Raw genomic sequence first — 25,988 nt, 5'->3', positions numbered from 1 at the left:
GGGAAGCTACTCAATAAGGTCATGCCGCCGTCGCAGGTCCTTGAGGGTACCGTCACCCGCCATCACAACCAAGGCTGCATTAAACCGTTCAACAATTTCAGCCGCATCAGCGCGATGGCGCGAAACGCCAGCAACCAAGGGCGTTTCGTGGATAGCGCCCCGGGTCAGACGAATATCTCCGGCCAACGCGGACAAAGAGCGGCGCAACTGGCTGCGCATCAGCCCTTCATCATCCAGCGTCGCATCAAGCCCACCCGTGGCAACAGCACGAATATTGTCCTCTACAGATGGCCCGACGACTCTCTGGATATAGGGCGCATCAAGAAAATCAGGGGGATAACCATAACCGGCAACAACCCCCACCTTCTTTCCCTTCAGATCCTCCAGCCGCGTATATTCAAAGGAATCCATCTTCGATACAGCAAAAACCAAACGGTTTGCATGCAGGAGACGTGTAAAAATCAGAAAACTCTCCCGCGACGGCACATACCAAGAACAGGTAATGACATCAGCCTCCCCGCTGGACGCACTCTCCAGAACCTTGCGCCAATCCATAAGCCGTATTTCAACCTTGTATCCGGCTCTCTCCAGTGCCGTTTTGGTCACATCGGGGCAGAAACCCTGTTCCTTCAGGTCATGATCTGAATAAGGGGGATAATGCTCCAGACTGGCAACAACCAAAACATCAGAAGCAGCAAGAGATTCCTTGGACAGCAAGGACAGCAGCAAAACCGTCAGAATATCCCGGATCCACTTCCAATGGTGGAAACCATTTCTCTTCATAGCCCCACCCCCCTGAACAACAGAGAAAGAGCCGCCGTATTTTACGCGGCGGCTCCCTGGAAGCCTTATGGAAGGCTAGATCAATGCTCCACATCCTTCCAAATCTGGCGCTTCAGGGCATAGAAAAGCGCCGTCATCACCAGAAGGAAGATCATTACTTTAACGCCCAGTGACTTGCGCGCTTCCAGCTCTGGCTCAGCTGACCAATTCAGGAAGGCAACAATATCACGACTGATCGCTGCCGCCGTATTCGGAGATCCGTCTGCATACGTAACGGTCTCGTCATAAATCATCTGCGGCATGCCAATCTGGTGCCCAGGGAAGGCCGGGTTATAGTACATCCCCGCCATAACCTCTGTACCCTTCGGAGGCTCTTCATAGGACGTCAGAAGGGTAAAGAGATAATCAGGGCCATGAGGACGAGCCTTGGCCATCAGGGACAGATCAGGCGGCAAAGCACCCCCGTTTGCAGCACGCGCGGCCTGATCATTGGGATAAGGAGCCTTGATCGGATCTGCCGGAATACCGGGGCGAATCTTCGGTTCGCCGCTGTCATCAAAGCCATCCTGATATTCAAAAGCCGCCGCATAGTCCTTAATCTCATCCTCGGTCAGGCCAATCTCCGCCAAACTGCGGTAGCGGATCAGCTTGAGGCTGTGACAGGTCGCGCAGACCTCTTGATACACCTGCAACCCACGGCGCAACTGGGCACGGTCATAATGACCAAACACGCCCTGCCAAGACCAAGGCTGTGTCACCAGCTTGGTATCGGTCCCGGCAGCGTGGGCAGGGGAGACAGGAGCGACAACAGACCATCCAAGCGCCACAACGGCGGCAATAAGAAGCTTTTGCATCAGGCGCTCTCCGTCGCAGCTTTCTTCGTGACCGCAAGCGCAATGCTTTCCGGCAGGGGACGCGGCTTTTCAAGCCAGCCAACCAGCGGCGTAACGACCAGAAGATGGATGAAATACCAAGCGGTTGCAATCTGGCCGATCAGGATATAGGGCTCTTCAGCCGGCTTGCCCCCGATGTAACCCAAAAGCATGCAATCCGCGATGAACAGCATCACAAACCACTTGTAAACCGGACGGAAAGTACAGGAACGAACCTTGGACGTATCCAGCCACGGCATGGCAGCCAAGATAACAATGGCACCAAACATCAGCAAAACGCCGCCAAGTTTGTCCGGTACAGCGCGCAAAATGGCGTAGAACGGCAGGAAATACCACTCAGGAACAATGTGCGCCGGAGTCACCATCGGGTTAGCCGGGATGTAATTGTCCGGATGCCCCAGATAATTCGGTGCCCAGAACACAAACACCATGAAAAACATCATGAACACGCCCACACCAAACAAATCCTTGATGGTGTAGTACGGATGGAACGGCAGGCTGTCCTGCGGACCCTTCATATCAATTCCAAGCGGGTTGTTGGAACTGACAGTATGCAAGGCCCATACGTGCAAGACGACGATACCGACCAGAACAAATGGCAGCAGGAAGTGAAGGGCAAAGAAGCGGTTCAGGGTCGGGTTATCAACCGAGAAACCACCCCACAGCCACGTCACAATATGCTCACCAACCAAAGGAATGGCCGAGAACAGGTTGGTAATAACCGTAGCCCCCCAGAAGGACATCTGCCCCCATGGCAGGACGTACCCCATAAAGGCAGTCCCCATCATGACCAGCATGATGATCAGCCCAAGCCACCACAAAACCTCCCGCGGGGGTTTGTAAGAGCCATAGTAGAAGGCGCGCACCATGTGCAGGTAAACCACGATAAAGAACATCGAGGCCCCGTTCGCATGCACATAGCGCATCAACCAGCCATAGTTGACATCACGCATGATGCGCTCGACGGAAACAAAGGCCAGACCCGTGTTGGCCGCATAATTCATGGCCAGGAACAAGCCGGATAAAATCATGATGACAAGAACCAGACCGGCCAAGGAACCAAAGTTCCACCAGTAGCTCAGATTCTTGGGGGTCGGATATTCATAGGCCGTATGATGCAGCATGGAGAAGACGGGCAGACGCTCGTCCAGCCACTTGATGGCCTTGCTTTTTGGAACGAAACTCATCCTGTGCGCCCCTCTCAACCAATCTTCACGGTGTTCTCGCCCAGAAACGCGTATTCCGGGATATGCAGGTTAAGCGGCGCAGGCCCCTTGCGAATACGCCCCGAGGTATCGTAGTGCGACCCGTGGCATGGACAGAACCAGCCGCCAAAATCACCCTTGGGATCGACAGCCTTCTGGCCAAGCGGAATACACCCAAGGTGGGTGCACACACCAACCATCACCAGCCACTGCGCCTTCTTGACACGCGCTTCGTCTTTCTGGGGATCACGAAGATCCGCCGTATTCACAGCACGAGCGGCCTCAATCTCTGCAGATGTACGATGACGTACGAAAACTGGCTTGCCGCGCCACATCACGGTGATAGCCTGCCCTTCCGCGATGGGCGTCAGGTCCACCTCGGTCGACGCAAGAGCCAAAGTGTCAGCCGCCGGATTCATACTGTGAACAAACGGCCACAAGGCAAGGCCGGCACCGGCCACCCCGACAGCTGTCGATGCATACAGCAAGAAATCGCGACGGGTCTCGCCATCAGATGAACCGTTAGCGGGATTCGCCGTGTCAGCCATCCTCTAAACCCCTCTCCATAGCACGCTGGGGAAACGCGCAAACGCTGAAAAAAACACGCACCCAGCCCCGTCGGCCCTTGGTACGCCTGATATTCGGTATGCCCTGCCCCCGTTTCCCGACGGAGACACAGCCCATCCGCGCGGTATAAAACAAATCAGACCCTTTGAAAAGTCATCGGCTTTCGCAGATGGCCATTTGACATTGTACCCGGAGAAACCACGATGCGCATCGCGCTTTATCAACCCGATATTCCCCAGAATGCCGGGGCCATGATTCGCCTGACCGCTTGCCTTGGCCTGGAACTGGATATTATCGGGCCTTGCGGATTCGTACACGATGATAGCCGCATGCGGCGGGCAGGTCTCGACTATTCCCGGCGGACACATACCCTGTGGCATACATCATGGTCTGCTTTTCTTGATGAACACATATGCCGCAAAAGTCGCCTTGTCCTGCTGACAACAAGGGCCTCGACACCGCACACAGACGTGACGTTCCATCCTGATGACACGCTGCTGCTGGGACGTGAAAGCTGCGGGGTACCAGCAGAAGTCCACAACCGTGCTGACCTACAGATATGTGTGCCAATGAAACCGGGCATGCGGTCACTGAATGTCGTCACAGCAGCAGCCATGATTACCGGGGAAGCCCTGCGCCAGACCAATGGCTTTCACCCTGTTCATGCATCACAGGTCTGAAGCAGAAAAATGCCGCAGATGCAGATATGTCCTTGCAGCCACACATGACATGAAAGAACCATCACAGCCGGAAGATCAGGTCATCTTCCTCGCGCAGGGGGGCTGGAACACGTAATGGTGCGGGTTCATCCGCCCAGCGCACCGCTGCAACCGGACGAATATCCTGGCGTCGCAACATGTCCTCAGCCCGCTGCAAATTCTTTTCGATGGTTGTGTACAAAGCCCGACCACGACCACCATTCTCGCGGTATACAGCCAAAGCGTCACGAAAAGCAGCAGCGGCCAACCGCAAAAACTCTGGATCGCTTGTGTACTTTGCCATCAGGAACAGTGCAGATCCCATGTTGTTCCGTGTGGCTGCAAAGAGGTGTGGAGCCGCTTCCGGAGTGCGCACCTCCAGCGCGACACGGCACAAGTCCACAGCCTTGCCCAAGACCTCGATATTCCGGTTATGATCCCCCCAGACCTGCAAGGCCTGAGCCATGGCATGCATGGCGTCGGACCAGCGCCACGGATCGTCGGCACGATTGATCACACCCGTTGCGTCCCGGAAACTCAGCAGAGCCTCACGCAGGGTATGGTCATCACCCGTCATCAAGTCCAGACGGAACAGGGCGGTGCCAATACGGTACTGCAACCGCCCCCATAACTGGGGATCATCATCACGCTGAACACCCCGCAACCCATTGCGATAGATCTGCACAGCCTCGCGCAGGGTTTGCTCGTCATCACTTTTCTCGGCATGCCCCTGAACCACCATCCCCAAGGCCAAGGACAGACGGGCCACGCCACGGGTATCATCGGACAAGCGGTTCAGCGCACTGCGCCATGCCTCCGCCGCGCGTTCCTGAAGGTCGGGACGGCGAATGCAGTTGGCCGCCGTTGCCGCCACATAGCCATAGGTGGCAAGCAACTGACCGACAGCCACCGCATCCAGCTGTTCCGGCGGATTGAACACAACGTCAGCCGCCTGATCGGTCAGGGTCACCAAGGCCATGCTGTCATCGGCGGTCATCAACGGCTGAAATCCGTTGGCAAAGGCCGTCAGGACGCATGCCTTCAGCAAAGGAGCCCAACGCGCATCGAAATCAGCAGGAAGGATCAGTGCCTGATCAGGTGGGAGCCCCCCCGGACGATCACCAACCGGCGGCGTCGTGGTACAAAACCGGAGTTCAATCAGGCGCCCGTCGCCGGTTTCCCCTCCCCAGACAAGAACATCGACACGCTCGTCCTCCAGCATGCGGCGCGCCCGGGCCTGCGACGCGGCTGCACTGTAAACCGGCATACCCAGTGCCGGAGGAAACAAAGAACCCGATGATGGCTTGACCGCCATGTGCTCCAGCCCGCCCAGCGCCTCAATAAGATAGGGACGCTGGTCGTACTCGGGCTCAAGGGACAGAGGAGTCACCATAATGGTGCGAACCCGACGCCGCGCAGCCCGTGCCTTGATACCCGGCACAAAAGCCCGAGCCAGACGTCCGAACAGGGAATTGGAACGACGCCCCACTTCCCATGACGGAACACCCGGCGGAGGAACCGAGGCCGGCGGCCCACTCAGGGCAACAAGCTCACGACTGGCTGACAGCACCGGATCCGTCAGGTCAATATCGCCACGCACCAGGCGCTCATCTGTATCTCGCTGCCGCTTGGCCAGCTGGGTCATGATCTTCAGGGCAGACGCCGGATCAGTCTGAATGGCCTTCAGGAACTCGGACCGTGGAATTGCCTTGGCAATGACATCGGTATCCGCACGGGCTGTAAAGCTTCGGGCACTGCTATCCAGAATCCCGCTTTCCCCGAACAGGTCACCGCGCCCCAGAATGGACAAGCGCATTGGCGCGCCCGTAACACCGGACTTGACCAGCTCAACACGGCCACTCTCAATCACCCAGGCTGCATCGCTGTCATCCCCCTCGCGGAAGATGATATCACCAGCCAGAAAATGGCGCGTTTCACTGCGCACGGTGTCCCCCTGACAAACAGATCATGGTCCCTTGCCCCCACTTTCAGGCGATGCGCCAGAGGGCTCCACACCGTCGGCATAACGGATAGCACCCCGGAAAATACGCCCGACTACAGGACCCCTTCGGGCCTCAACAAAATGATTTCCGTTATCATCCTGTCCCATGCCCAACACAATAGCACCGCTTTCGATTTCCTTGGCAACCTGATCATCCGGCAATCCAAGAGCCTTGGCGACAGAGGCAATCAACGTGCTGATTTGCTGATAATGTTCACGGGTCTCCAAAATATGTCACTCCATACCCACAAGCATGCCGACCAGAGTGCGACATTGCAGCCATCCGGGCAAGAGCTTCCCCCCTGCATTATCTTGCTGGTACAGTGCGTGCTCGAATTTTTGTCGTACCGGAGCATCAGCCTCTCATGACCTCTGCCGCTTCTGTTTCCTCCCTGCCGGCTGCCCCTTTGATTGTTATACCTGCCCGCATGGCTTCAACCCGCCTGCCCGGAAAGCCCTTGGCTGACCTGTGTGGAGAGCCGATGATTGTCCATGTCTGGCGGCGGGCCATCGAGGCAGACGTCGGGCCAGTTGTTGTCGCCTGCGCTGAACCCGAGATTGCCGCAGCCATACAGCAGGCCGGTGGACTGGCCCTGCTGACACCTCCGGATCTTCCTTCGGGGTCGGATCGTGTATGGCATGCGGTCCAGCAGTTTGACCCTGAAGGACGGCACCCTGTTATCATCAATGTTCAGGGAGATCTGCCAACCCTGGACCCATCCCTGATTCGCGCGGCACTTGAACCCCTGCACGACGACCAGGTTGACATCGCCACCCTGGTTGCACCTGTCTCCGATCCGGAAGAACGCACCAGCCCCGACGTGGTCAAGGCCGTCACGGCGCTGCCTGCCTCCGGACAGCCATCTGTCGCGCGCGCACTGGCTTTTACGCGGGCCACGGCACCGTGGGGAGATGGACCGCTATGGCATCATATTGGCCTCTACGCCTATCGACGGGAGGCACTGGAGCGCTTTGTCAGCCTGCCCCCGTCACCGTTGGAGCGCCGCGAGAAACTGGAACAATTGCGTGCCCTGGAGTACGGAATGCGCATTGACTGCGTGCGCGTCCAGACTGTTCCCCTAGGCGTTGACACACCCGCCGATCTTGAGAAAGCCCGTTCCATCCTGAACTCTGCAAAATCGTAAGTCCCATGCCAAATACACAACACCCCATGTCCGTTGCATTCCAGGGAATGCCTGGTGCTTACTCCCATATCGCATGCAGCGATGTTTTTCCTGACCTTGATGTCCTGCCCTGCATCAGCTTTGAAGATGCGTTGGCGTCTGTGCGCAATGAACAAGCTCGCTACGCCATGATTCCGATTGAAAATTCACTGGCAGGACGGGTGGCAGATATTCACCACCTGCTACCGGATTCCGGCCTTCATATCATCGGGGAATACTACCTGCCAGTGCACCACCACCTTCTGGGTGTACCTGGATCCAGGCTGGAAGATATACGCACCGTTTACAGCCATGTTCACGCCATAGGCCAGTGCCGTACCCTGATCCGTGACCTGGGACTCAATGCTGTAATTGCAGCCGATACCGCCGGCAGCGCCCGTGATATCGCCAGCTTGGGGGATCCACAGGTCGCCGCCATTGCATCCGCGCTGGCCGGCGAGATTCATGGGCTGGTGTCCCTTAAAGCCAATGTGGAAGATGACACGCACAACACCACACGCTTTGTTGTCATGGCCCGCACACCCCTTGTTCCGGCTGTTGAATCCGGCCCGGTTGTCACCGGCCTGATCTTCCAGGTCCGCAATGTTCCTTCGGCTCTCTACAAGGTATTGGGAGGCTTCGCCACCAACAACGTCAATATGAGCCGACTGGAAAGCTACCAGATCAACGGGCAATTTATCTCAACGCGCTTCTTTGCCGAGATCGAGGGACATCCAGCCAGCCCATCCATGATACGCGCTATGGAAGAGCTGGAGTTCTTCAGCACCGAAGTGCGCATTCTGGGTGTCTGGCCCGCTCACCCCTATCGCTTCAGGGCACGGAACAGGGATATGGTGCCGGGGTCATAGCCGGCATCACCTCCGTTTTGCCACGTGGATTGGTATGCTCAGCATCCACCATTGCGGGCCAGAACATCACCAGCCAGATAAAGGGAGCCGCAGATCAGGACACGCCGCAGGGAATCCCCTGCTGTTGCTGCAAGGCTTGCCAGAGCTGCCGACACATCGGCGCAGGCAGCCGTATCCTCTACTCCAAGACTACGGGCTACCTGTGCCAAATGTTCGGGAGAACGGCCCGCCAAGCTTCCATGCACCGGAACAGTCCGGATGCGAGAGGCAACACGGGCCAAGGGTGCCAGAAAACCACCTTCATCCTTGGTATCGATCATACCAATAACCAGATCCAGCGGCCTGTCCTGCCACTGCCCACAGACGTGATCCGCCAGATTCAACCCGGCATCCGGATTATGACCGCCATCAAGCCAAAGATCCCACCCCTTTGGCAGAAGATCTGACAGGGGTCCCTGAACCAAGTGCTGCAAACGCGCAGGCCAAACGACACGTGACAGACCACGCCCCCACACATCAGATGGGACCATGCCAAGGTGCTCAATCACGGCAAGGGCAAGGGTGGTATTATGGGCCTGATGCCCCCCGGGCAGAACGGGGGCAGGAAGGGCATGCACCGACCCATTCAACCCCGTATAAACCAGTGACTGGTCATGCATAACACCGGAAAAGTCCCTGCCCTGCAACAGGATAGGGGCCCCGATTGCGGACGCAGAAAACTCCAGAACCGGAAGCACATCTGCTTTCTGCTTCATGCTTATACACGGCACCCCGGCACGCATAATACCGGCCTTTTCCGCAGCGATGGCCGCAACCGTATCTCCCAGATAGGCTTGATGATCGAGAGAGATAGAAGTCAGAACCGTCACCAAGGGTTTCTTGACAACGTTGGTTGCATCAAGGCGACCACCCAGACCGGTTTCCAGCAAGACGACATCAGCCGGTACACGCGAAAAAGCCAGAAAAGCCGCCGCAGTTGTCACCTCGAAAAACGTAATGGGCTGCCCGGCATTACAAGCCTCGACCTCCTCAAGAAGAGCAGACAAGGCTTGGTCTGTAATCCGTGAACCAGACAGAACAATGCGTTCATTGAAGCGAACCAAGTGAGGAGACGTATACACATGCACACGCAAACCACCCGCTTCCAGCAAAGCCCGCATGGTCGCGATTGTTGAGCCTTTGCCGTTGGTCCCGGCAACATGGACAACTGGCGGCAGGGCGTTCTGGGGATTTCCGAGACGGTCCAGCAGCGACCACATACGGTCAAGGGAAAGGTCGATGGCCTTGGGGTGGAGCGCCGTAAGGCGCTCCAGAACACGGTCCGGACCCACAGCAGGAGGAGAAACCAACATCAACCGCCCCTTTACCCCTGCCCGTCATTCAGCCGGAAAGCGTGAACGCAGCGCCACCACCTGTCCCGCCGGGCCTCGGTGACGCAGAAGATTCAGGATATTACCCAGAACCCCGGGCAGTTCCTGACGGGTGGCAACGATATCAACCATACCATGCTCACGCAGATACTCCGCCTTCTGGAACCCTTCGGGCAGCTTCTGGCGAATCGTGCTCTCAATCACACGGGCGCCAGCAAACCCGATAACGGCACCGGCTTCAGCCACGTGAATATCCCCCAGCATGGCAAAGCTTGCTGTTACCCCGCCCGTGGTTGGGTCCGTCAGAAGCACAATGTAGGGCAGCCCCTTCTCCTTGACCTTGTCCACAGCCACCGTGGTACGAGCCATCTGCATCAGGGACAGCGCCCCTTCCTGCATACGAGCCCCGCCGGATGCCGGCACAACGACCAACGGCGCATCCTGTACAACAGCCAGCTCGGCTGCGGTAACAATGCCCTCACCGACAGCCATCCCCATCGATCCGCCCATGAAGGCAAAGTCAAAGGCGGCGACAACGGTTTCAATACCGCCAATCGTACCGGTTGCCACGATAATCGCATCATGCTCCCCGGTCTTGGACCGGGCATCGCGAAGACGGGAGGAATAGCTCTTCAGGTCCTTGAAGCGCAGGGGATCTTCAGCCACCTTGGGCAGTTCAACCCGCTTGTACTTTCCATCATCAAACAGCAATTCCAGCCGCTTCTTGACGGCAATCCGCATATGATGGCCGCAGTGCGTACAAACGTGGAGGTTCTTCTCCAGCTCGCGATGGAATACCATCTGCTCACACGAAGGACACTTGACCCATAAATTGTCCGGCACATCCTTGGGACGAACCAGTTGCTGGATTTTGGGGCGGACGAAGTTGGTCAGCCAGTTCATTATCGGGAAATCCCGTGTTGCCTCGACTATAAAATAACCCACCTGTTCGGGGGCAGGACAGAGCGTATACCCTATTTCCCCGCCAAGCGCACCCCCTCTGCCAAAGAGGCTACAAACCCAAGCGCTGCCGGCACCTGCCCTGATCCTTTGCTCTTGTCGGCAATCACCTCAACAAGGGCGGAACCAACGACAACGGCATCAGCAAATCGGGCAAAAGCCGCAGCCTGATCCGGCGTACGAATCCCGAAACCAGTTGCCACAGGCAAATCTGTCGTCCGCCGCAGACGATCAACAGAAGACCGAACTTCTTCGACATCGGCAAGGACAGTCCCGGTTACTCCCGTGACAGAGACGTAATAAAGGAAACCACCCGCACGGTCCAGTATGACCGACAAACGGCGACTGTCCGTCGTGGGAGCCGCCAAGCAGATCATATGCAGACCGTTATGGGCTAAATCCACAACAAAGGTTTCGGCTTCCTCGGGCGGAAGATCCACAAGAATCACACCATCAGCACCAGCCTCTGCCGCATCCGCAGCAAAACGGGCCGGCCCGTAAGAATAAACAGGATTGTAATACCCCATCAAAACAACCGGCGTCTTGCGGTCCTGACGGCGGAATTGCCTCAAAAGCTCCAGCGTACCCGGCAGGGTCATACCTGCCTTCAGGGCACGACCGGCTGCGGCCTGAATGGTGGGACCATCAGCCATGGGATCCGAGAAAGGCATTCCCAGTTCGATGATGTCAGCCCCGGCTGCCGGTAAACCGGCCATAACCTCCAGGGACAAAGCCGGATCAGGATCACCGGCCATGATATAGGTCACAAGAGCAGCCCGCCCTGCCTGCTTCAGGCCGGCAAAACAATCATCAAGGCGGTTGACCACAAGGGTCGGCGTATGGGTGTGCATTGGTCTCTCCATCTTCACAGCGCGATCCCCATGGCCGCAGCCACAGTGTTCATATCCTTGTCCCCCCGCCCGGACAGGCAAACCACCATCCGATGATCCTGCGGTAAATCCGGGGCCACACGGATGGCATGCGCCAAGGCATGCGCTGACTCAAGAGCTGGTATAATCCCCTCCCGCCGTGTCAGACGGTGAAAGGCTTCCAATGCTTCCTCGTCTGTAACCGATACATATTCAACACGCCCCGTATCGTGTAACCACGCATGCTCCGGACCAATCCCGGGATAATCAAGACCTGCTGAAATGGAGTGAGCCTCTGCAATCTGCCCATCATCGTCTTGCAGGATAGAGGTACAGTTGCCGTGCAAAACACCGGGACGCCCACCGGCCAGACTGGCCGCATGCTTGCCCGTTTCCAGGCCATGCCCGGCTGCTTCCACCCCGATAATCCGGACATCGCGGTCATCAAGAAAAGGATGGAACAAACCCATGGCGTTGGATCCACCACCGACACAGGCCACCAGGCTGTCTGGAAGCGACCCACACTCATCCTGCATCTGGACACGGGTCTCTTCGCCAATAACACACTGGAAATCACGTACCATGGTCGGATAGGGATGCGGACCGGCAACAGTCCCGATCAGGTAGTACGTATCCCGGACGTGGGCAACCCAGTCCCGCAGCGCTTCATTCATCGCATCCTTGAGGGTTGCAGCACCACTCTGGACCGCCCTGACATCGGCCCCCAGAAGTTTCATGCGGAAAACATTGGGCTGCTGCCGGGCTATATCTGTCGCCCCCATATAAATGACGCAGGACAAACCAAACAGGGCGCAAACCGTTGCTGTTGCAACCCCGTGCTGACCTGCACCGGTTTCAGCAATAATGCGCGTCTTCCCCATCCGACGGGCCAGAAGAATCTGCCCCAAGCAGCTGTTGATCTTGTGGGCACCAGTATGGTTGAGGTCTTCCCGCTTCAGGTAAATCCTGGCCCCACCCAGCTCGTCACTCAGACTACGGGCCAGATATAACGGACTGGGACGTCCAACATAGGCGGATAACAGCTGGTTCAACTCGGCCCGGAACGCGGGATCTCGGCGAAGGGTATTATAAGCCTCCTCAACCTCCAGGATCAGCGGCATCAGGGTTTCTGCAACATAGCGGCCACCATAGATACCAAAATGGCCGCGCGAATCGGCTCCCCCACGCAGGGAGGAAGAATCTGGATGATGTGTCATTGAACAGTCGTCTCATCAAAACAGGGAAACAAGGGACCGGCACAGCAGCCAATCCCGCGGGGCAGCCTTTTACCAGGCCCCTGTTCCTGTCCAGACCGTAGCGCTCAAGACCAAGCGCCGCATGGACCGCATCGGCGGCCGACACCGCACGCGCCCTGCTGACAACAAGGAGAAAAGACGAAACACACACGGCTCCCACGGTAACCGTAAACGAACGGGGAGAACGGTCGCACATCCTGAACCAAGACGCAAGAGGCATCACTATTCTACTGCTGGGTACCTGCCGCGCTCCGACGGGCCAGCACATCCTCAAGCGCCTTGTTGAAAGGGGCAATCACGCTTGCATCCACCGATGCCTTGCCAAACATGTAATAAACAGGGCCATTATCAAGCAGATAGCTAGGATACAATGTGACCGTATCATCCAGCCCATTCCTGTAGATGGAATACAGGCCGGATCCACTGTCTGTCAGGAATGCATCAATCCGCTTGGTTGCTACCAAGGCAAACTGGTCCTGCCGGGGATCTTCAACAACAATCTTCTTGAAAGCAGGGTCATCAACCAGCTTCTCATATTCGCCACCAATGTAGGTATCAGCCACAACACCAAGCCGTAGCGGTGTTCCAATGAACGAGGACAAACCGGTCAGGGTCAGCTTCCCCACATCCGCACTGCGAACAAACAGACCCAGCGTTTCCTGACGATACGGACTGCTGTAATGATGGTTCCGGGCCCGCTCCTTGGTCCAGGAAGCCCCGCCAATGACATCAATCTTGCCAGACAGAAGACCACTGAGAAGGCGGCTCCAAGATGTAATTTCAACGACCAGAGGGCACCCAAGGACCTTGGCCGTTTCGCGAATAAGCGCAACATCATCGCCCAAGGGGGATCCACTGGGGCTGACATACTGATAAGGTGGCCAGTCCGGCGTAATACCAAAATACAGGGGACGGCTGCATGTCCCGCGCTCCCAGCGCATGACGGGGCCGGATGCCTCTGCCGGGCGCAACGGCCCATCAACGGCCAGAAGAAGCGTAAGAGCAGCGCACACGGCCGCACCAAAACGCCTTGGACACCCCCAGAAAGAAGCCATTGCGACACTCTCCTGCCGTAGCACCCCGTTCTTTTCCCCGCTGGCAGTTGAACACGCGGCCAATAACACCGCAAGAACGTTCTGGATTGGCTGTCTGACGGGATAAATGACCGATCCTTCAACCCGCTATAGAGGCAACTTCGGGTATAAGAACTGGATACAGCCACGGATATGTATCGGCACAAACATACGCGTACCACAAAACAGGATCTTCCTAGTGCTGCGCAAACGACTTGGCATGATCCCCCAAGGCAACCAGGCGCGTTTCTGCCCTTTCTGCCAGCAAACGACAGGAGCCGGACGCGGCCTGCCTGTACAAGTCTGCCGCTGAATGCCAAAGCCCGGCAGTCTCGTGCAGGCCGGCCAATCGGTATGCATCCAGACCTTCCCTGTCAGCCTGACAGGTCTCAAGAAGCACAGCCAAGGCCAAAGGATAGCCGTGAGCGTTCAGTACGGAGCGAGACTGTGCCACGCGCCGGAAATACAAGGCAGCTCGCGGGTATTGTCCATGAAGAAAAAATGATGTGGCCCGCCAGTACGCTGCGATGGGTTCTCCGTGCGTTCCTTCACAGGCATGTACAGCGAAAGCCGTTGCCCGCAACGCATGCTCAACCCACGTACGTTCATCAAAGCGCGACGATGGCAAAGCCAGATAACCGCTAACAGCATCAAGGGCACCCTCGATCGCAACCGGACACCGTGCATTGCTGTAAATATCCTGCGCATTACCAGAATCTGGAGGGACTGTGGGAGGACGGGATAAAAAATCAGCGATCGTGGAACGGTCACCTTCAGCAAGACGCGGAGACGGTTTTGATTCAGACGCCCCGAAATCAACAAACGGCGGGGAAGAAGCGCCATGCGGGGCGCCAACTGGTATCTTTACTCCTCCGTCTTCCGGAACGTACAAGACAGAAGGCGCATCACGATAACGTTTTTCCAAAACAGCCGCCGATGTATCAACAATATCAGACTCCGGATCAGACTCCAGATTCCGCGCACACCCAGAGACCAGAAGCATAATCAGTGAAAGTGTAGAAACAGGACGCCAAGAAAACATAAGACCGAAACCCAATATGCAAGCCAGTGCACTTTTGCACATAGCCACCACCATGACACGAATATAATTAATGACACAATCCATGTGACATAATACGCAAAAAAGTCCCCCGCTGTAGCGGAGGACGAAGGCAGAAATCCAGAAATAATATGCTTTCATTATGCCTGCTGGCTCTAGGCCCGCCGACGATCAGCATAACTCCTGACCTTTCGGCTCATGGCTTCAAATGCATCCCTGAGCGCTATCGCAATATCCTCACCCCCATCGCTTTCATGGGGACCACGTTGCACCACCAGCACATCACCGGGCACAGCAACGTCTATACCAACCTGGAACGGCTCTCCCTTGTGATATTCGACATGCGGGCTTTTTCGCTGCTTACCTATCGTGACACGGCAGCTGATAATATCAGGACAGAATCGCCCAAGCTTGGCGACCTTGTCATGCACCTTCTGCTTTACCGAATCGGAATGATCTACACCATGAAAGGAAACCTGAACGGGAATCTGCATCAAGGCCTCTCCCTCGGATCGGACCCCACCCATACTCGTGCGGTAGCAGTGGGGCACTGAACACACCGACCGCCAGAGCTGATCTGCACACCATCCAAGGGCTGCGTAGATCACGCCCACCGGCCAGATCTTCAGGGGCGCAACACCGCGCCCGGGAATTCAGACAACCATCTGTTTATAAAGACGACTCTGATTCACTCATCCTCATATTCTGATCCCTTTTCTCCGGCGCCGCAACAGGCATCAACAAGCTTCACCGGAGGATATTTCTTGCCCCTTGCAAAATATGGCAATCTCCACCATATGGGCCCCTAGCTGTGGAAGAAACACGGATGTACGGCATCCTGCAACCGAAACAATTATGATGACCAGAGGAAAACCATGACGATCACCGAAGAGAAGATGACCTTCCAAGCCGAGGTCAACAACCTGCTTGATATAGTGGTAAACTCTCTTTACTCGCAGCGGGACATCTTCCTGAGAGAGCTGATATCAAATGCCTCGGATGCCTGCGACAAACTGCGTTATGAGGCCCTGACCAAGCCTGAGCTGATTGTTGAAAACAGTACCCTCGCTGTACGGTTACAAACCGATCGGGATGCGGGAACCTTGGTCATTACTGATAATGGCATCGGCATGAGCCGTGATGAACTTGTCACCAATCTGGGAACCATCGCCCGTTCCGGCACCAGCGAATTTCTGAAGTCACTGTCCGGCGACGCCCGCAAGGATATTACCCAGATCGGCCAGTTCGGCGTTGGTTTCTACTCTGCCTTCATGGTCGCCGACCGGGTTGAAGTTGTATCGTGCAAGGCCGGCTCAGAACAGGGATGGAAATGGTCCAGTGACGGGCGCGGCAGCTTCACGGTGACAGAAGCCCCCGGTGCCACACGTGGCACCGTCATTACTCTGCACCTCAAAGAAGAGGCAAAAGAGTTCCTGGAAGGATGGACCCTGCGCAAGGTTGTAAAGTCCTATTCCGAGCACATCGGGCTGCCAGTCATTCTGGTGGGCGGCAATGATGGCAAAAGCGATGATGAAACACTGAACACCGCCTCGGCTCTCTGGACACTGAACCGCAATGACATCACAGAGGATCAGTACAAGGACTTCTACCAACACGTTGCTCATGCCTTTGACACACCATGGATGACAACGCATTACCGTGCTGAAGGAACCTTGGAATACACGGCCCTCCTGTTTGTGCCGTCCGAAAAACCCTTGGACTTGTTCGAACCATCCCGTCGCCAGCATGTGAAGCTCTATGCCAACCGCGTCCTGATTTCCGACAGTTGCGAAGAGCTTTTGCCTGCTTGGTTGCGTTTTGTGCGCGGCGTCGTGGACAGTGCAGACCTGCCGCTGAACGTCAGCCGTGAAATGCTGCAAAACAACCCGATGGTATCGAAAATACGCACCGGCCTGGTCAAACGACTCCTTGCCGATCTGGGCAAGAAGGCCAACGACGCGGACAGCTGGCTTGTTTTCTGGAAAACATTTGGCCCTGTCCTCAAGGAAGGCCTGTACGAAGACTTTGAGCGGCGTACTGATATTCTGGAACTGGCACGCTTCCATTCCACAGCCAGCAATACGCCTGTCAGCCTGACGCAATACCTGGAACGCATGAAGGATGGACAGGAAGCCATCTATTTCATAACGGGCGATTCCGCAGAAGCCCTGCGCAAAAGCCCTCAGCTGGAAGGTTATCTTGCCCGCGGGATCGAGGTTCTTCTTCTCTCTGACCCGATTGATGAGTTCTGGACCGGCATGGTGCCGTCATTCCGTGACAAACCGTTCCGTTCCGTCAGCAGCGGCGCAGCCGACCTGGACGCGATCGCGTGCGAGGACAGCAAGCCTGACGAAGAAAAGAACGTGCCGCCAACCGACCAGATGGACCGCCTGGTTGCCTTGCTGAAAGGAACGCTGGGCGACAAGGTCAAGGATGTTCGTCCATCGTCACGTCTGACAACATCTGTGTGTTGCCTTGTTTCGGACGAAGGCCAAATGTCCATTCACCTGGAACGGCTGATGCGTCAGCACAGGGGTGAAAAAACAGATGGAGCCGCTGCACGGGTTTTGGAAATCAATCCCGGACATGCCCTGATCCGCAGCCTGGCCGCCCGGGCCAATGCAGAAACAACCAGCCCGGCACTGGAAGATGCAGCGTTCCTCTTGCTTGATCAGGCGCGGATTGTTGAAGGGGAACTGCCGATTGACCCCGCCGCCTTTGCAGGACGCATGGCTCGCCTGATGGAACAAGGATTGGGTTGATTGAAAAAGACAGCCTGACCGGTACCACAAAAAACCGGTCAGGCTGTCGCTACGGCTTCGTAAACAGCCGCTGCCCTTGACTTGTCGTCACATACCGTCAATGGCAAGAAGACAACAAACGTCGAGCCTCGTCCTATAGCTGACGAAACACGGATGCTACCGCCGAAACTCTCGACAATCTTGCGACTGACAGCCAGCCCAATGCCACGTCGTCCGCATTCTGTCACGGAACTGGAACCCGGCTGAAAATCAAAAAGATTGACCTGCACATCATCCGGAATACCAATGCCGTTATCAGCAATCGATACCTCCACTCCCTGTTCTGTGCGGCATACAGAAAAGCGCATCTCCGGTGCGTGTCCTTCTTTCTTGTACTTCAATGCATTATCAAGAAGATTACCAAAAACCCGGCACAACATGTCACGGTTACAACGCACATCGGCGTCCGTACCGATGACCCGCACCAAGGCGCCGACAGCTTCAATCTGCCCCCGGAGAGCATCAAAGACATCGTTGATAACATCCATGACAGAGACCTGATCCGTGTGCGCCTGAACACGTGTCAGGGATATGTAGTCCAGAAGGCCCTCAAGGGACCGGTCTATACATAATGCACCCTCCGATGCCAAACGCAGATACTCACGCTCTCCCTCACCCAGAAGCGATTCTATACGGCGCTCCAACAGACCAAGATAGCCGGATATGGAGCGAGCCGGGCCTCTGATATGGCTGGATACAAGGGCTATAATCTGTTCCAGATCCTTGTTACTACAGCGCAGAGCAGCACGTTCCTCGACCAAGGCAGCCTGAGCATGACGTCGCTCCGTCACATCAACAACAGACATAACAAGACTGACCGGATCGCCACCCGCACGACATACCATGGCCAACATACGGTCAACCCAGATAACCTGGCCGGAACGATGCAGGCCGCGTTTCTCAACATGGCTGACTGTACATTCGCCCCTGAGCATGGAGGCAATGACATCCCGCTCGGCCTGTATATCTTCGGAGACAGAAAAATCATGGCATGAAAGACCCACAACAGGATCAGAGGCGTCATACCCAAACAGGCGGACAAACGCATCGTTGGCTACAATAATGCGACCATCAAGATCCATCAGGGCAATACCAACAGCAGCTTGGCGGAAAACAGCCTGGAAACGGACGTCCGCCTCTTCGCGCGCACGCTCTGCCTTTGCCCCCGCACGGGCCGCCGCCACGGCAGTCGCCTGCCAGCGGCTGGTCATAACCCAGCTGAAGGCAACAATTGCAGCATACTGCAGCATTTCCGCGACAAGAATGGTTACGGAATTGACGTTCCCAAGCTGTAGAAAATCAATACCAGGCGGCAGGGAAACTCCATACATCCCGCGGCTGCCCATGGCCACACCCAAGAAGAAAAGAATAATGGCACCAACCGTGCCCGCTTCACCTTCGACGGATGAAAACATCCTCCATGCTGCAACCCAACAGAAAAAAGCAGCAAAGATTCCCATAAGAACCATACGTACCGGCAAGCTGGGATCTACAATCGTGAACCAAGTAATCAGGCAGGCGAAAACAACCACACCCAGTACCGACGCCCATGTAACCCGAGGTGAACGGCGCACACCACTGAGACGATCGACCACGACAAGAGACAGCGCGATAACCACCAACAAAAAGATATTGGCGACAATGACAGACAACCAGTCCCCAGCAGATCCACGCAGGGCAAGCAGAAAACTGCCCAATGCCTTGAGTATCTGGGAAAGGCATAAAGGCGCCATAATAGGACGCCATCCTGGCGCGAAGGCCATCATGCCGGTCGTTACTGCCATCAGGGTGGATATAGCCACCATCGACACCCATAACGTTGGCATATCAAGCATTGGTCCGTTCCCCCCGGCAATCCCCATCCGCCCGGTTGCGATTATGGCAGAAGAGTTCTCGTGGACAAGCCCTGTGGTGTATGGTCAAGCATTCCCCTTGCCAGAACCGATGGTTTGCATAGGATGGTCCGGGCGTCCGGTGCTTGGAGCGATCACATCTTTCATGATCTGAGTGGAGCCTGCTTCCTGTGTCCAATACACCTTCGGTATCACTGTCCCTGATGGCGGTCATCGCCGCAGTGACCGACGATGTTCCACGGATCCTGCTTGCCAGAGATCAACACTCGCAATCTGATGTCACTGGCTATAAAAACCTTGCCTTTTCAGGAACACTGCCCTGCGGCCCCTTTGATCCGGCCAGCCATCGTAGCCTTGATCACGGGTGTCGGCAGTGGGTCGAAACACGAACAGGCTTGGCCCTGCAATATGTGGAGCAGTTATATACGTTCGGCGGTCGGAATCGTGATCCACAGGAATTACACGGAGCTGGGCGCCTGGTTTCAATCGCATATCTGGCCCTGACACGCGAAACAGGAACCGACAAACACAACAAGGCAACATGGCATGACTGGTACAGCTTTCTGCCATGGGAGGACTGGCGAGCAGGACGTCCGGAACTGATTGATCGTGTCATTATGCCATGCCTGCGCTCATGGGCAGAGGAACAAGCCTTTCCCGTACGTAAACACCGCCTGGATCGTATTGATCTTGCCTTTGGAACGATAGCCCCCGGCACATTCGATCCTGTCAGGGCCCTAGATCGCTACGAACTTCTCTACGAAGCCGGCTTGGTCCATGAGTCCCGGCGTGACGCCAATGCCTTGGCCCAGGCCAATGGCAAAAAAGCCCCACCTGTGCCTGACACCAAAAGAAACGTGATAGCCGCCTTGGGCAAACCCATGGAAATGGATCACCGACGTGTCTTGGCCAGCGCACTGACCCGGTTGCGGGGCAAGCTGGCATGGCGCCCGGTTGTGTTTGACCTGGTTCCGGATACCTTTACCCTGCTGCAGCTTCAGCGCGTTGTTGAAGCCTTGTTTGGCACCACAGTTCACAAGCAGAATTTCCGACGGACCATCGCAAGCATGGATCTGGTGGAACCAACAGGGAAAATGGAGACCCAGGGACGTGGTCGCCCGGCTGAATTGTTCCGATTCCGCCGCGCCGCTATCCTGGAACGCCGCACGCTGGGTATTGGCGTCCCGGTTGTACGCGGAGAACAATCCTAACACATTGATATATATCGCATAGAGCAGGCATAAACACCTGCATCTTTGTTTCCGGACTCACATTCCTCTTGCCACATCCCGCAATATACTCTAGAAGAGCATATTAATTATACTCAGGATGAGCACGATTCTGCCCGCTTCCTACAGGCGGCAAGGAATCATCGGGAGTTTTTCCTATGAATATGCCCCGGAAACCGGATCTTGACCTTCTCTATATGCGCATGCAGTCCATGCTGACGCCAATGGAATGGTCCCTCATAACACCGGTTATCGAACACATTCAGGCCCTGAAAGCAGAGCGTCAGGCCGTTATTCTGGCCCATAATTACATGCGCCCGGAAATTTTCCACGGCGTCGCCGACATCACAGGGGACTCCCTGGCCTTGGCACAGAAGGCCGTTGAGGTAGATGCCGAGGTTATCGTCGTCGCCGGGGTTCACTTTATGGCAGAAACAGCGAAGCTTCTGAACCCGACACGCACAGTCCTGATCCCGGATATGCGCGCCGGGTGTTCACTGGCTGAATCTATCACACCAGATGATATCAGGGCCTTGAGACAACAATGGCCCGGGGTGCCTGTGTGTGTGTATGTCAACACCTCGGCTGCCGTCAAAGCCGAAGCAGACATCTGCTGTACATCAGGAAATGCCGTACGGATTGTGGAGGCGATTGCCCGCGAAACCGGCAGCGACAGCGTTCTGTTTCTGCCTGATCGCTATCTGGCCGCATGGGTTCAGACCCAGACCGATGTCCGTATTATCCCCTTTGATGGATCCTGCGAGGTGCATGAACAGTATCGTCCCGAGGACATACACAGCATCCGCGAAGACTACAACAATAACCTGGTTGTAATTGCCCACCCGGAATGCCCATCTGACGTGATCCAGGCCGCAGACTTTGCCGGTTCAACCGCCCAGATGGCAGATTACCTGGAACGAGAAAAACCCGGTCGCGTACTTCTGATCACAGAATGCTCGATGGGGGATAATCTGATGAAGTCCCATCCTGAAACAGACTTTATCCGATCCTGCCACATGTGCCCGCACATGAAGCGCATTACCCTGGAGTCTATTGCAAACAGCCTGCAAACCTTGGAGCCACGCATTGATATCCCGGTCGAACTGGCACGCCGTGCCCGGGTATCTGTTGAACGGATGCTGGCTGTCGGGCGCTCGTAACATGAATCAGCCCGTCGTTGTGGTAGGAAGCGGTGCCGCAGGCATGGCAACAGCCTTGGCCTTGGCGCCCCTTCCGGTTGTTCTGGTCACGAAAACCAATGCCATCATCTCAGGCTCAACGCCTTGGGCACAGGGGGGAATGGCGGCTGTCCTGTCTCCGGACGATCATGTACGGGAGCATGCAGCCGATACCATTGCCGCAGGGGCGGGCCTGACAGATTCCAGCATGGCCCATCTGCTGGCAAGGGAAAGTGCATCATACTTCTTGGAGGCGCTGAAGAAGGGGCTGCCCGCCGACCGTAAGAAAGATGGTTCGCTGTGCCTGGGGCGTGAAGCAGCCCATTCCACCAATCGGATTCTTCACATCAATGGCGACCGGTCTGGCCTTGGTCTCGCATCCTGGCTGGTCAAACAGGTGCAGTTTGCAGAGCATATAGCGGTCCTGACATCAACCATAGCTGCACAGCTAACATCAACAGACAGCCGCGTGGATGGTATCTGGCTGTACAGCGACACGATGGGATGGTTCCATCAACCGGCCCGGGCTGTTGTTCTGGCAACGGGCGGCTGGGGGCAGCTATGGCCCGGCACGACCAACCCGGTGGAAAATACGGGTGATGGTCTGGCAATAGCCGCTCAGGCCGGGGCCATGATCGCAGACATGGAGTTCATGCAGTTCCATCCAACAGCTCTTTCCGTTCCGTCCCGTACCATACACGGCTTCTCCCGCCTTCCCCTGCTGACAGAGGCACTGCGCGGGGCTGGCGCCATTTTGCTGAACGAACACGGACACCGCTTTGTCGATGAACTAGCCCCGCGCGACATCGTTGCCCACGCCATAGAAGCCGAACGCCTGCGCGGACAAACTGTCTTTCTGGATTTACGCCCTGCCCTGTCCAAGAAAGATGGCAACACGTTTCCTCAGGTGATTGAAATCTGTCAGTCACATGGGCTGGACCCCAGACGAACACCAATTCCCGTAGAACCCGCCGCGCACTACGCCATGGGGGGTATCGTAACAGACAGTCACGGACGAACCAGCTGCCAAGGGCTTTGGGCTGTCGGAGAGGTTGCGTGTACGGGCATCCACGGTGCCAATCGCCTGGCTTCGAACTCCCTGCCCGAGGCTCTGGTTTTTGGACAAAGGGCAGCTACAGATATTCAATCCACACCTTCTGTTGGTAAAAAATACAAAGTGGAGCAGAGGGACAAGCCACCTTTCAACACCCTGCCCGATCCTGGCGGCCTTGGAACCTTGCGCCTTCTGGCTGGTCAGGCACTGGGGATCAGTCGCAACGCGGAAGGAATGGGACGCATGCTTGCCTTCCTGGATGAACGAACAGCAAAAGCCCCAAACGGGATGCACCCAAGGGCGGCACTGGAAACACATTCCCTTCTGATGACAGCCCGCCTTGTCTGTACTGCGGCACTGGAACGCAAGGAAAGCCGGGGCGCACATATGCGCACAGATTTCCCCCATTGTGACCCTGCCCTCGCACACCGTCACAAGCAAATCCTGACACCCGCTACACTAACGCACCATGGCACAGGGGCCATGCCTCCTGCCTTGCCTCATGCTGTGCCGGAGCCTTTCTTGCCATGAGCACACCCCACCCCCTTCTGCTTGACCCAATCCTTCAACAAGCCCTGCGCGAAGACATGGGACGGGCCGGTGACATCACCACCGATGCCATTGCGCCACCACATCTGACCATGCAGGCTGAATTCCGGTTCCGTGAAGGAGGGCGCCTGTGCGGTCTTGCTGCAGCAGAACGGACCATGATGCTGGTGGACCCATCCTTGACCTTCCAAAGCCTGGCAAAAGACGGGGATGACGTTGAAGCCGGAACGGTTGTTGCTGCGGTTACAGGCTCAGCGCGCTCCATCCTGACTGGCGAGAGGGTCGCCCTTAACCTTCTGGCCCGCCTTTCGTCCATTGCCACGGTAACACGGCTCTGTGTCCAGAAAGCCCAACCGCACAGGGCACAGATTGCCGATACCCGCAAAACAACACCAGGGCTTCGTATTCTGGAGAAATGTGCCGTCCGGACCGGTGGTGGAATTAATCACCGCTTTGGCCTCGATGACGCCGTCATGATCAAGGACAATCACATTGCAGTGGCCGGCTCTGTCGATGAAGCCATCCGGCGTGTCCGCAAGCATGTCGGTCATATGGTGAAAATAGAAATCGAGGTCGATACCCTGGATCAGCTGGACCACATCCTGTCTCTTCCACCTTCACTGTCTGTTGACGTCGTCTTGCTTGACAACATGACAGCAGATACCCTGGGCCGGGCAGTAGCCATGGTAAACCGCCGCCTTGTTGTAGAGGCCAGCGGCGGTATAACCCCCAATACCATTGCAGACGTTGCCGCCACGGGCGTAGATGTCATATCTCTTGGCTTCCTTACGCACAGCGTACGCCAACTTGATATCGGCTTGGACGTGGCGCCCGTGTAAACAAACACACCCATATGGGGACGACTCCCCATAAGCATCAACCCCTGTTATCATAATGGCATCACTGTGCCTGATGGGGGTGAGCACATGAAACGGGGACAAAGCCTATGGCCTGCTGTTATGGCATGGATTGGCATTACCGCTGCATATTCCGGATCTTGGGCAGGCAGCGCCCCCCCCTCCATCAATCTTCCTGCACTGGGACTTGAGGCCGACAGCGTCACCGTTTCCGGCCTGAGTTCCGGCGCATTTATGGCTGTGCAGATGCAGGTAGCACACTCGGCATCGATCAAGGGGGCCGCTGTTTTTGGTGGAGGGCCTTTCGGGTGTGCCCGTGGCGACGGCACGATGGCGACACTGACAGAAGCCGCGGCTCATTGCCAAAATGTTGTTGGCATGCCGTGGAATCCTATCAGCAGCTTTATGGGGCCTCCCGATACGCTGGCCTTGATGAACGGGGCACAAAAACTTGAAGAGCAGAACAAAATTGATGCGCTGTCAAACATCAGAAATCATCGTGTTTTCCTGTTCTCAGGAATCAATGACACCCTGATTCCCCAAGCTGTTATGCAGGCACTGGGAAACTGGTACGGAAAACTGATGCCTGCTTCTCAGATAGAAACGCTCTTTGATGTGAACGCCGGCCACGGAATGTTAAGCTTGCAAGGCTCTGTCCCGTGCCCGGTGACACGCCTGCCTTATATCAACGACTGTCATATGGATGGTGCAGGCCGGGCTCTATCCTTTCTGATGGACGAGACGCTACAGCCTGCCGACAAAGATCGGGGGACATTATTTGCTTTCTCGCAACGCCCGTTTGTCCCCAATACACCAACGCGGGATGGCATGCACGAAACCGGCCATGTCTTTATTCCTGATGACTGCACAGCAGGGGAAACCTGCCGGCTGCACGTGGCTTTCCACGGATGCCAGCAGAACCAGTTTTTTATAGGAAATCGCTTTTTCACAGAAACAGGCTACAATCAGTGGGCAGCCAGCAACCGGATTGTTGTGCTGTACCCCCAAGTCAGCGCAGCCCCTCTCTATAACCCGGCAGGATGCTGGGACTGGTGGGGCTACACCAACCAAGACTACTTGAACCGCGACGGTATCCAAATACGATCCGTCCGGGCCATGATCAACCAGCTAACATCACTGCCCATGGAAAGCAGAAAGAAACCCGCGCAGAATACAACCGGGCAACTCGCCTCCCGCTGATCCAAAGCACCGGCACCATCAGGACTCCTGAGGCACTAGGCAAGGGTCAGCCGAACATCAATATTCCCACGGGTGGCATTGGAATACGGGCAAACCTTGTGAGCCTTGTCGATCAAGCCCTGCGCCGCTGCACGACCCATACCCGGCAAGGAAATTTTCAGCTCGACTTCTATCCCAAAGCCGTCCGGAATCGGACCGATGCCAACAGCCCCCTCTATACTGGCATCTGCTGGCATCGCTATGCCGTCGCGGTTCAAAACAAACTTCATGGCCCCAAGAAAACAGGCGCTATACCCGGCGGCAAACAGCTGTTCGGGGTTTGCTCCCTCGCCACCGGAGCCATTCAGCTCCTTGGGACTGGTCAGCTTAAGCTCAAGACCAGCTTCCGGGATCGAGGCATGACCATTGCGACCGCCCGTCGCCTTGGCATGGGCACGGTAAAGAACCTGCGGAATAGACATGAAACATGCTCCGTAGTGAACCCAAGCGAACAGACCAT

General features: G+C 56.3%; 25 protein-coding genes. 10 read left to right on the top strand and 15 right to left on the bottom strand.

Translation table 11 applies throughout. The annotated features are described in order from the left end of the window. Positions 1–6: 6 nt before the first annotated feature. The 4 genes from HEQ61_RS04325 to petA all read right to left on the bottom strand — a co-directional run bounded on the left by HEQ61_RS04325 (position 7) and on the right by petA (position 3,429). Positions 7–783, bottom strand: a complete 777-nt coding sequence (locus HEQ61_RS04325) for a substrate-binding periplasmic protein (RefSeq protein ID WP_168019312.1) — start codon at positions 781–783, stop codon at positions 7–9. 80 nt (positions 784–863) lie between these two features. Beyond that, on the bottom strand, positions 864–1,637 hold the full coding sequence (locus HEQ61_RS04320; RefSeq protein ID WP_168019313.1) for a cytochrome c1: 774 nt from the start codon (positions 1,635–1,637) through the stop codon (positions 864–866). Next, positions 1,637–2,863 (bottom strand): cytochrome b, encoded by a 1,227-nt coding sequence (locus tag HEQ61_RS04315; RefSeq protein ID WP_168019314.1) that lies wholly within the window; start codon positions 2,861–2,863, stop codon positions 1,637–1,639. The genes HEQ61_RS04320 and HEQ61_RS04315 overlap by 1 nt, the downstream gene beginning before the upstream one ends. Before the next feature lie 14 nt (positions 2,864–2,877). Further along, positions 2,878–3,429: a ubiquinol-cytochrome c reductase iron-sulfur subunit gene (gene petA, locus HEQ61_RS04310; RefSeq protein WP_168019315.1), complete on the bottom strand. Its 552-nt coding sequence runs from the start codon at positions 3,427–3,429 to the stop codon at positions 2,878–2,880. A gap of 222 nt (positions 3,430–3,651) precedes the next feature. On the opposite strand from petA, the gene HEQ61_RS04305 reads away from it, so the two are divergent. Then, positions 3,652–4,128: a tRNA (cytidine(34)-2'-O)-methyltransferase gene (locus tag HEQ61_RS04305; RefSeq protein ID WP_168019316.1), complete on the top strand. Its 477-nt coding sequence runs from the start codon at positions 3,652–3,654 to the stop codon at positions 4,126–4,128. Positions 4,129–4,189: 61 nt separating this feature from the next. On the opposite strand, the gene HEQ61_RS04300 is transcribed toward HEQ61_RS04305, so the two are convergent. Then, positions 4,190–6,091 (bottom strand): Crp/Fnr family transcriptional regulator, encoded by a 1,902-nt coding sequence (locus tag HEQ61_RS04300; RefSeq protein WP_168019317.1) that lies wholly within the window; start codon positions 6,089–6,091, stop codon positions 4,190–4,192. A gap of 21 nt (positions 6,092–6,112) precedes the next feature. Then, on the bottom strand, positions 6,113–6,376 hold the full coding sequence (locus tag HEQ61_RS04295) for a hypothetical protein (RefSeq protein ID WP_168019318.1): 264 nt from the start codon (positions 6,374–6,376) through the stop codon (positions 6,113–6,115). Positions 6,377–6,513: 137 nt separating this feature from the next. On the opposite strand from HEQ61_RS04295, the gene HEQ61_RS04290 reads away from it, so the two are divergent. Both HEQ61_RS04290 and HEQ61_RS04285 read left to right on the top strand, forming a co-directional pair. Next, positions 6,514–7,293: a 3-deoxy-manno-octulosonate cytidylyltransferase gene (locus HEQ61_RS04290; protein ID WP_168019319.1), complete on the top strand. Its 780-nt coding sequence runs from the start codon at positions 6,514–6,516 to the stop codon at positions 7,291–7,293. Between the two features lie 26 nt (positions 7,294–7,319). Continuing rightward, the gene (locus HEQ61_RS04285) at positions 7,320–8,180 is read left to right on the top strand and encodes a prephenate dehydratase (RefSeq protein WP_245183118.1); all 861 of its coding nucleotides are present in this window, start codon (positions 7,320–7,322) and stop codon (positions 8,178–8,180) included. Between the two features lie 38 nt (positions 8,181–8,218). Here HEQ61_RS04285 and HEQ61_RS04280 read toward each other — a convergent pair whose 3' ends face one another. The 7 genes from HEQ61_RS04280 to HEQ61_RS04250 all read right to left on the bottom strand — a co-directional run bounded on the left by HEQ61_RS04280 (position 8,219) and on the right by HEQ61_RS04250 (position 15,262). Next, positions 8,219–9,532 carry a bifunctional folylpolyglutamate synthase/dihydrofolate synthase gene (locus HEQ61_RS04280; protein WP_168019321.1) on the bottom strand — a complete coding sequence of 438 codons (1,314 nt, stop codon included), beginning with the start codon at positions 9,530–9,532 and terminating at the stop codon, positions 8,219–8,221. A gap of 24 nt (positions 9,533–9,556) precedes the next feature. Further along, positions 9,557–10,453: an acetyl-CoA carboxylase, carboxyltransferase subunit beta gene (accD, locus tag HEQ61_RS04275; protein ID WP_168019322.1), complete on the bottom strand. Its 897-nt coding sequence runs from the start codon at positions 10,451–10,453 to the stop codon at positions 9,557–9,559. 71 nt (positions 10,454–10,524) lie between these two features. Continuing rightward, on the bottom strand, positions 10,525–11,361 hold the full coding sequence (gene trpA, locus HEQ61_RS04270; protein ID WP_168019323.1) for a tryptophan synthase subunit alpha: 837 nt from the start codon (positions 11,359–11,361) through the stop codon (positions 10,525–10,527). Between the two features lie 14 nt (positions 11,362–11,375). Next, on the bottom strand, positions 11,376–12,596 hold the full coding sequence (trpB, locus tag HEQ61_RS04265; protein ID WP_168019324.1) for a tryptophan synthase subunit beta: 1,221 nt from the start codon (positions 12,594–12,596) through the stop codon (positions 11,376–11,378). 266 nt (positions 12,597–12,862) lie between these two features. Next, complete coding sequence (locus HEQ61_RS04260; RefSeq protein WP_168019325.1) at positions 12,863–13,690, bottom strand: substrate-binding periplasmic protein; 828 nt, start codon at positions 13,688–13,690, stop codon at positions 12,863–12,865. Between the two features lie 214 nt (positions 13,691–13,904). Next, positions 13,905–14,750, bottom strand: coding sequence for a hypothetical protein (locus HEQ61_RS04255; protein WP_168019326.1), 846 nt, complete (start codon positions 14,748–14,750; stop codon positions 13,905–13,907). Positions 14,751–14,923: 173 nt separating this feature from the next. Then, on the bottom strand, positions 14,924–15,262 hold the full coding sequence (locus tag HEQ61_RS04250; RefSeq protein WP_167805152.1) for an HPF/RaiA family ribosome-associated protein: 339 nt from the start codon (positions 15,260–15,262) through the stop codon (positions 14,924–14,926). Positions 15,263–15,649: 387 nt separating this feature from the next. Here HEQ61_RS04250 and htpG point away from each other — a divergent pair, with 387 nt between their 5' ends. Next, positions 15,650–17,530, top strand: coding sequence for a molecular chaperone HtpG (htpG, locus tag HEQ61_RS04245; protein WP_168019517.1), 1,881 nt, complete (start codon positions 15,650–15,652; stop codon positions 17,528–17,530). 38 nt (positions 17,531–17,568) lie between these two features. On the opposite strand, the gene HEQ61_RS04240 is transcribed toward htpG, so the two are convergent. Further along, the gene (locus tag HEQ61_RS04240) at positions 17,569–19,302 is read right to left on the bottom strand and encodes an ATP-binding protein (protein ID WP_168019327.1); all 1,734 of its coding nucleotides are present in this window, start codon (positions 19,300–19,302) and stop codon (positions 17,569–17,571) included. Positions 19,303–19,333: 31 nt separating this feature from the next. Here HEQ61_RS04240 and HEQ61_RS04235 point away from each other — a divergent pair, with 31 nt between their 5' ends. The 6 genes from HEQ61_RS04235 (at position 19,334) to HEQ61_RS04210 (ending at position 25,489) form a co-directional block, all read left to right on the top strand. Continuing rightward, positions 19,334–19,576, top strand: coding sequence for a hypothetical protein (locus tag HEQ61_RS04235; RefSeq protein WP_168019328.1), 243 nt, complete (start codon positions 19,334–19,336; stop codon positions 19,574–19,576). A 16-nt stretch (positions 19,577–19,592) separates the two neighbouring features. Then, the gene (locus tag HEQ61_RS04230; protein WP_322099187.1) at positions 19,593–20,633 is read left to right on the top strand and encodes an NrtR DNA-binding winged helix domain-containing protein; all 1,041 of its coding nucleotides are present in this window, start codon (positions 19,593–19,595) and stop codon (positions 20,631–20,633) included. Between the two features lie 176 nt (positions 20,634–20,809). Further along, on the top strand, positions 20,810–21,811 hold the full coding sequence (gene nadA / locus HEQ61_RS04225) for a quinolinate synthase NadA (RefSeq protein ID WP_168019329.1): 1,002 nt from the start codon (positions 20,810–20,812) through the stop codon (positions 21,809–21,811). Position 21,812: 1 nt separating this feature from the next. Further along, positions 21,813–23,414 (top strand): L-aspartate oxidase, encoded by a 1,602-nt coding sequence (locus tag HEQ61_RS04220; protein ID WP_168019330.1) that lies wholly within the window; start codon positions 21,813–21,815, stop codon positions 23,412–23,414. Beyond that, positions 23,411–24,271, top strand: a complete 861-nt coding sequence (nadC, locus tag HEQ61_RS04215) for a carboxylating nicotinate-nucleotide diphosphorylase (protein ID WP_168019331.1) — start codon at positions 23,411–23,413, stop codon at positions 24,269–24,271. The genes HEQ61_RS04220 and nadC overlap by 4 nt, the downstream gene beginning before the upstream one ends. Positions 24,272–24,358: 87 nt before the next feature. Then, the gene (locus tag HEQ61_RS04210) at positions 24,359–25,489 is read left to right on the top strand and encodes a hypothetical protein (protein ID WP_168019332.1); all 1,131 of its coding nucleotides are present in this window, start codon (positions 24,359–24,361) and stop codon (positions 25,487–25,489) included. Positions 25,490–25,524: 35 nt separating this feature from the next. Here the strand turns inward: HEQ61_RS04210 and HEQ61_RS04205 are convergent, their stop codons facing one another. Beyond that, positions 25,525–25,950, bottom strand: a complete 426-nt coding sequence (locus HEQ61_RS04205) for an organic hydroperoxide resistance protein (RefSeq protein WP_168019334.1) — start codon at positions 25,948–25,950, stop codon at positions 25,525–25,527. Positions 25,951–25,988 lie beyond the last annotated feature (38 nt).

Origin of the sequence: Haematospirillum sp. H4485, assembly GCF_012102745.1 — a bacterium.
Classification (GTDB): domain Bacteria; phylum Pseudomonadota; class Alphaproteobacteria; order Rhodospirillales; family Rhodospirillaceae; genus Haematospirillum.
The sequence above is the reverse complement of the archived record's forward strand: the minus strand, read 5'-3'. Positions and strand labels throughout refer to the sequence as shown.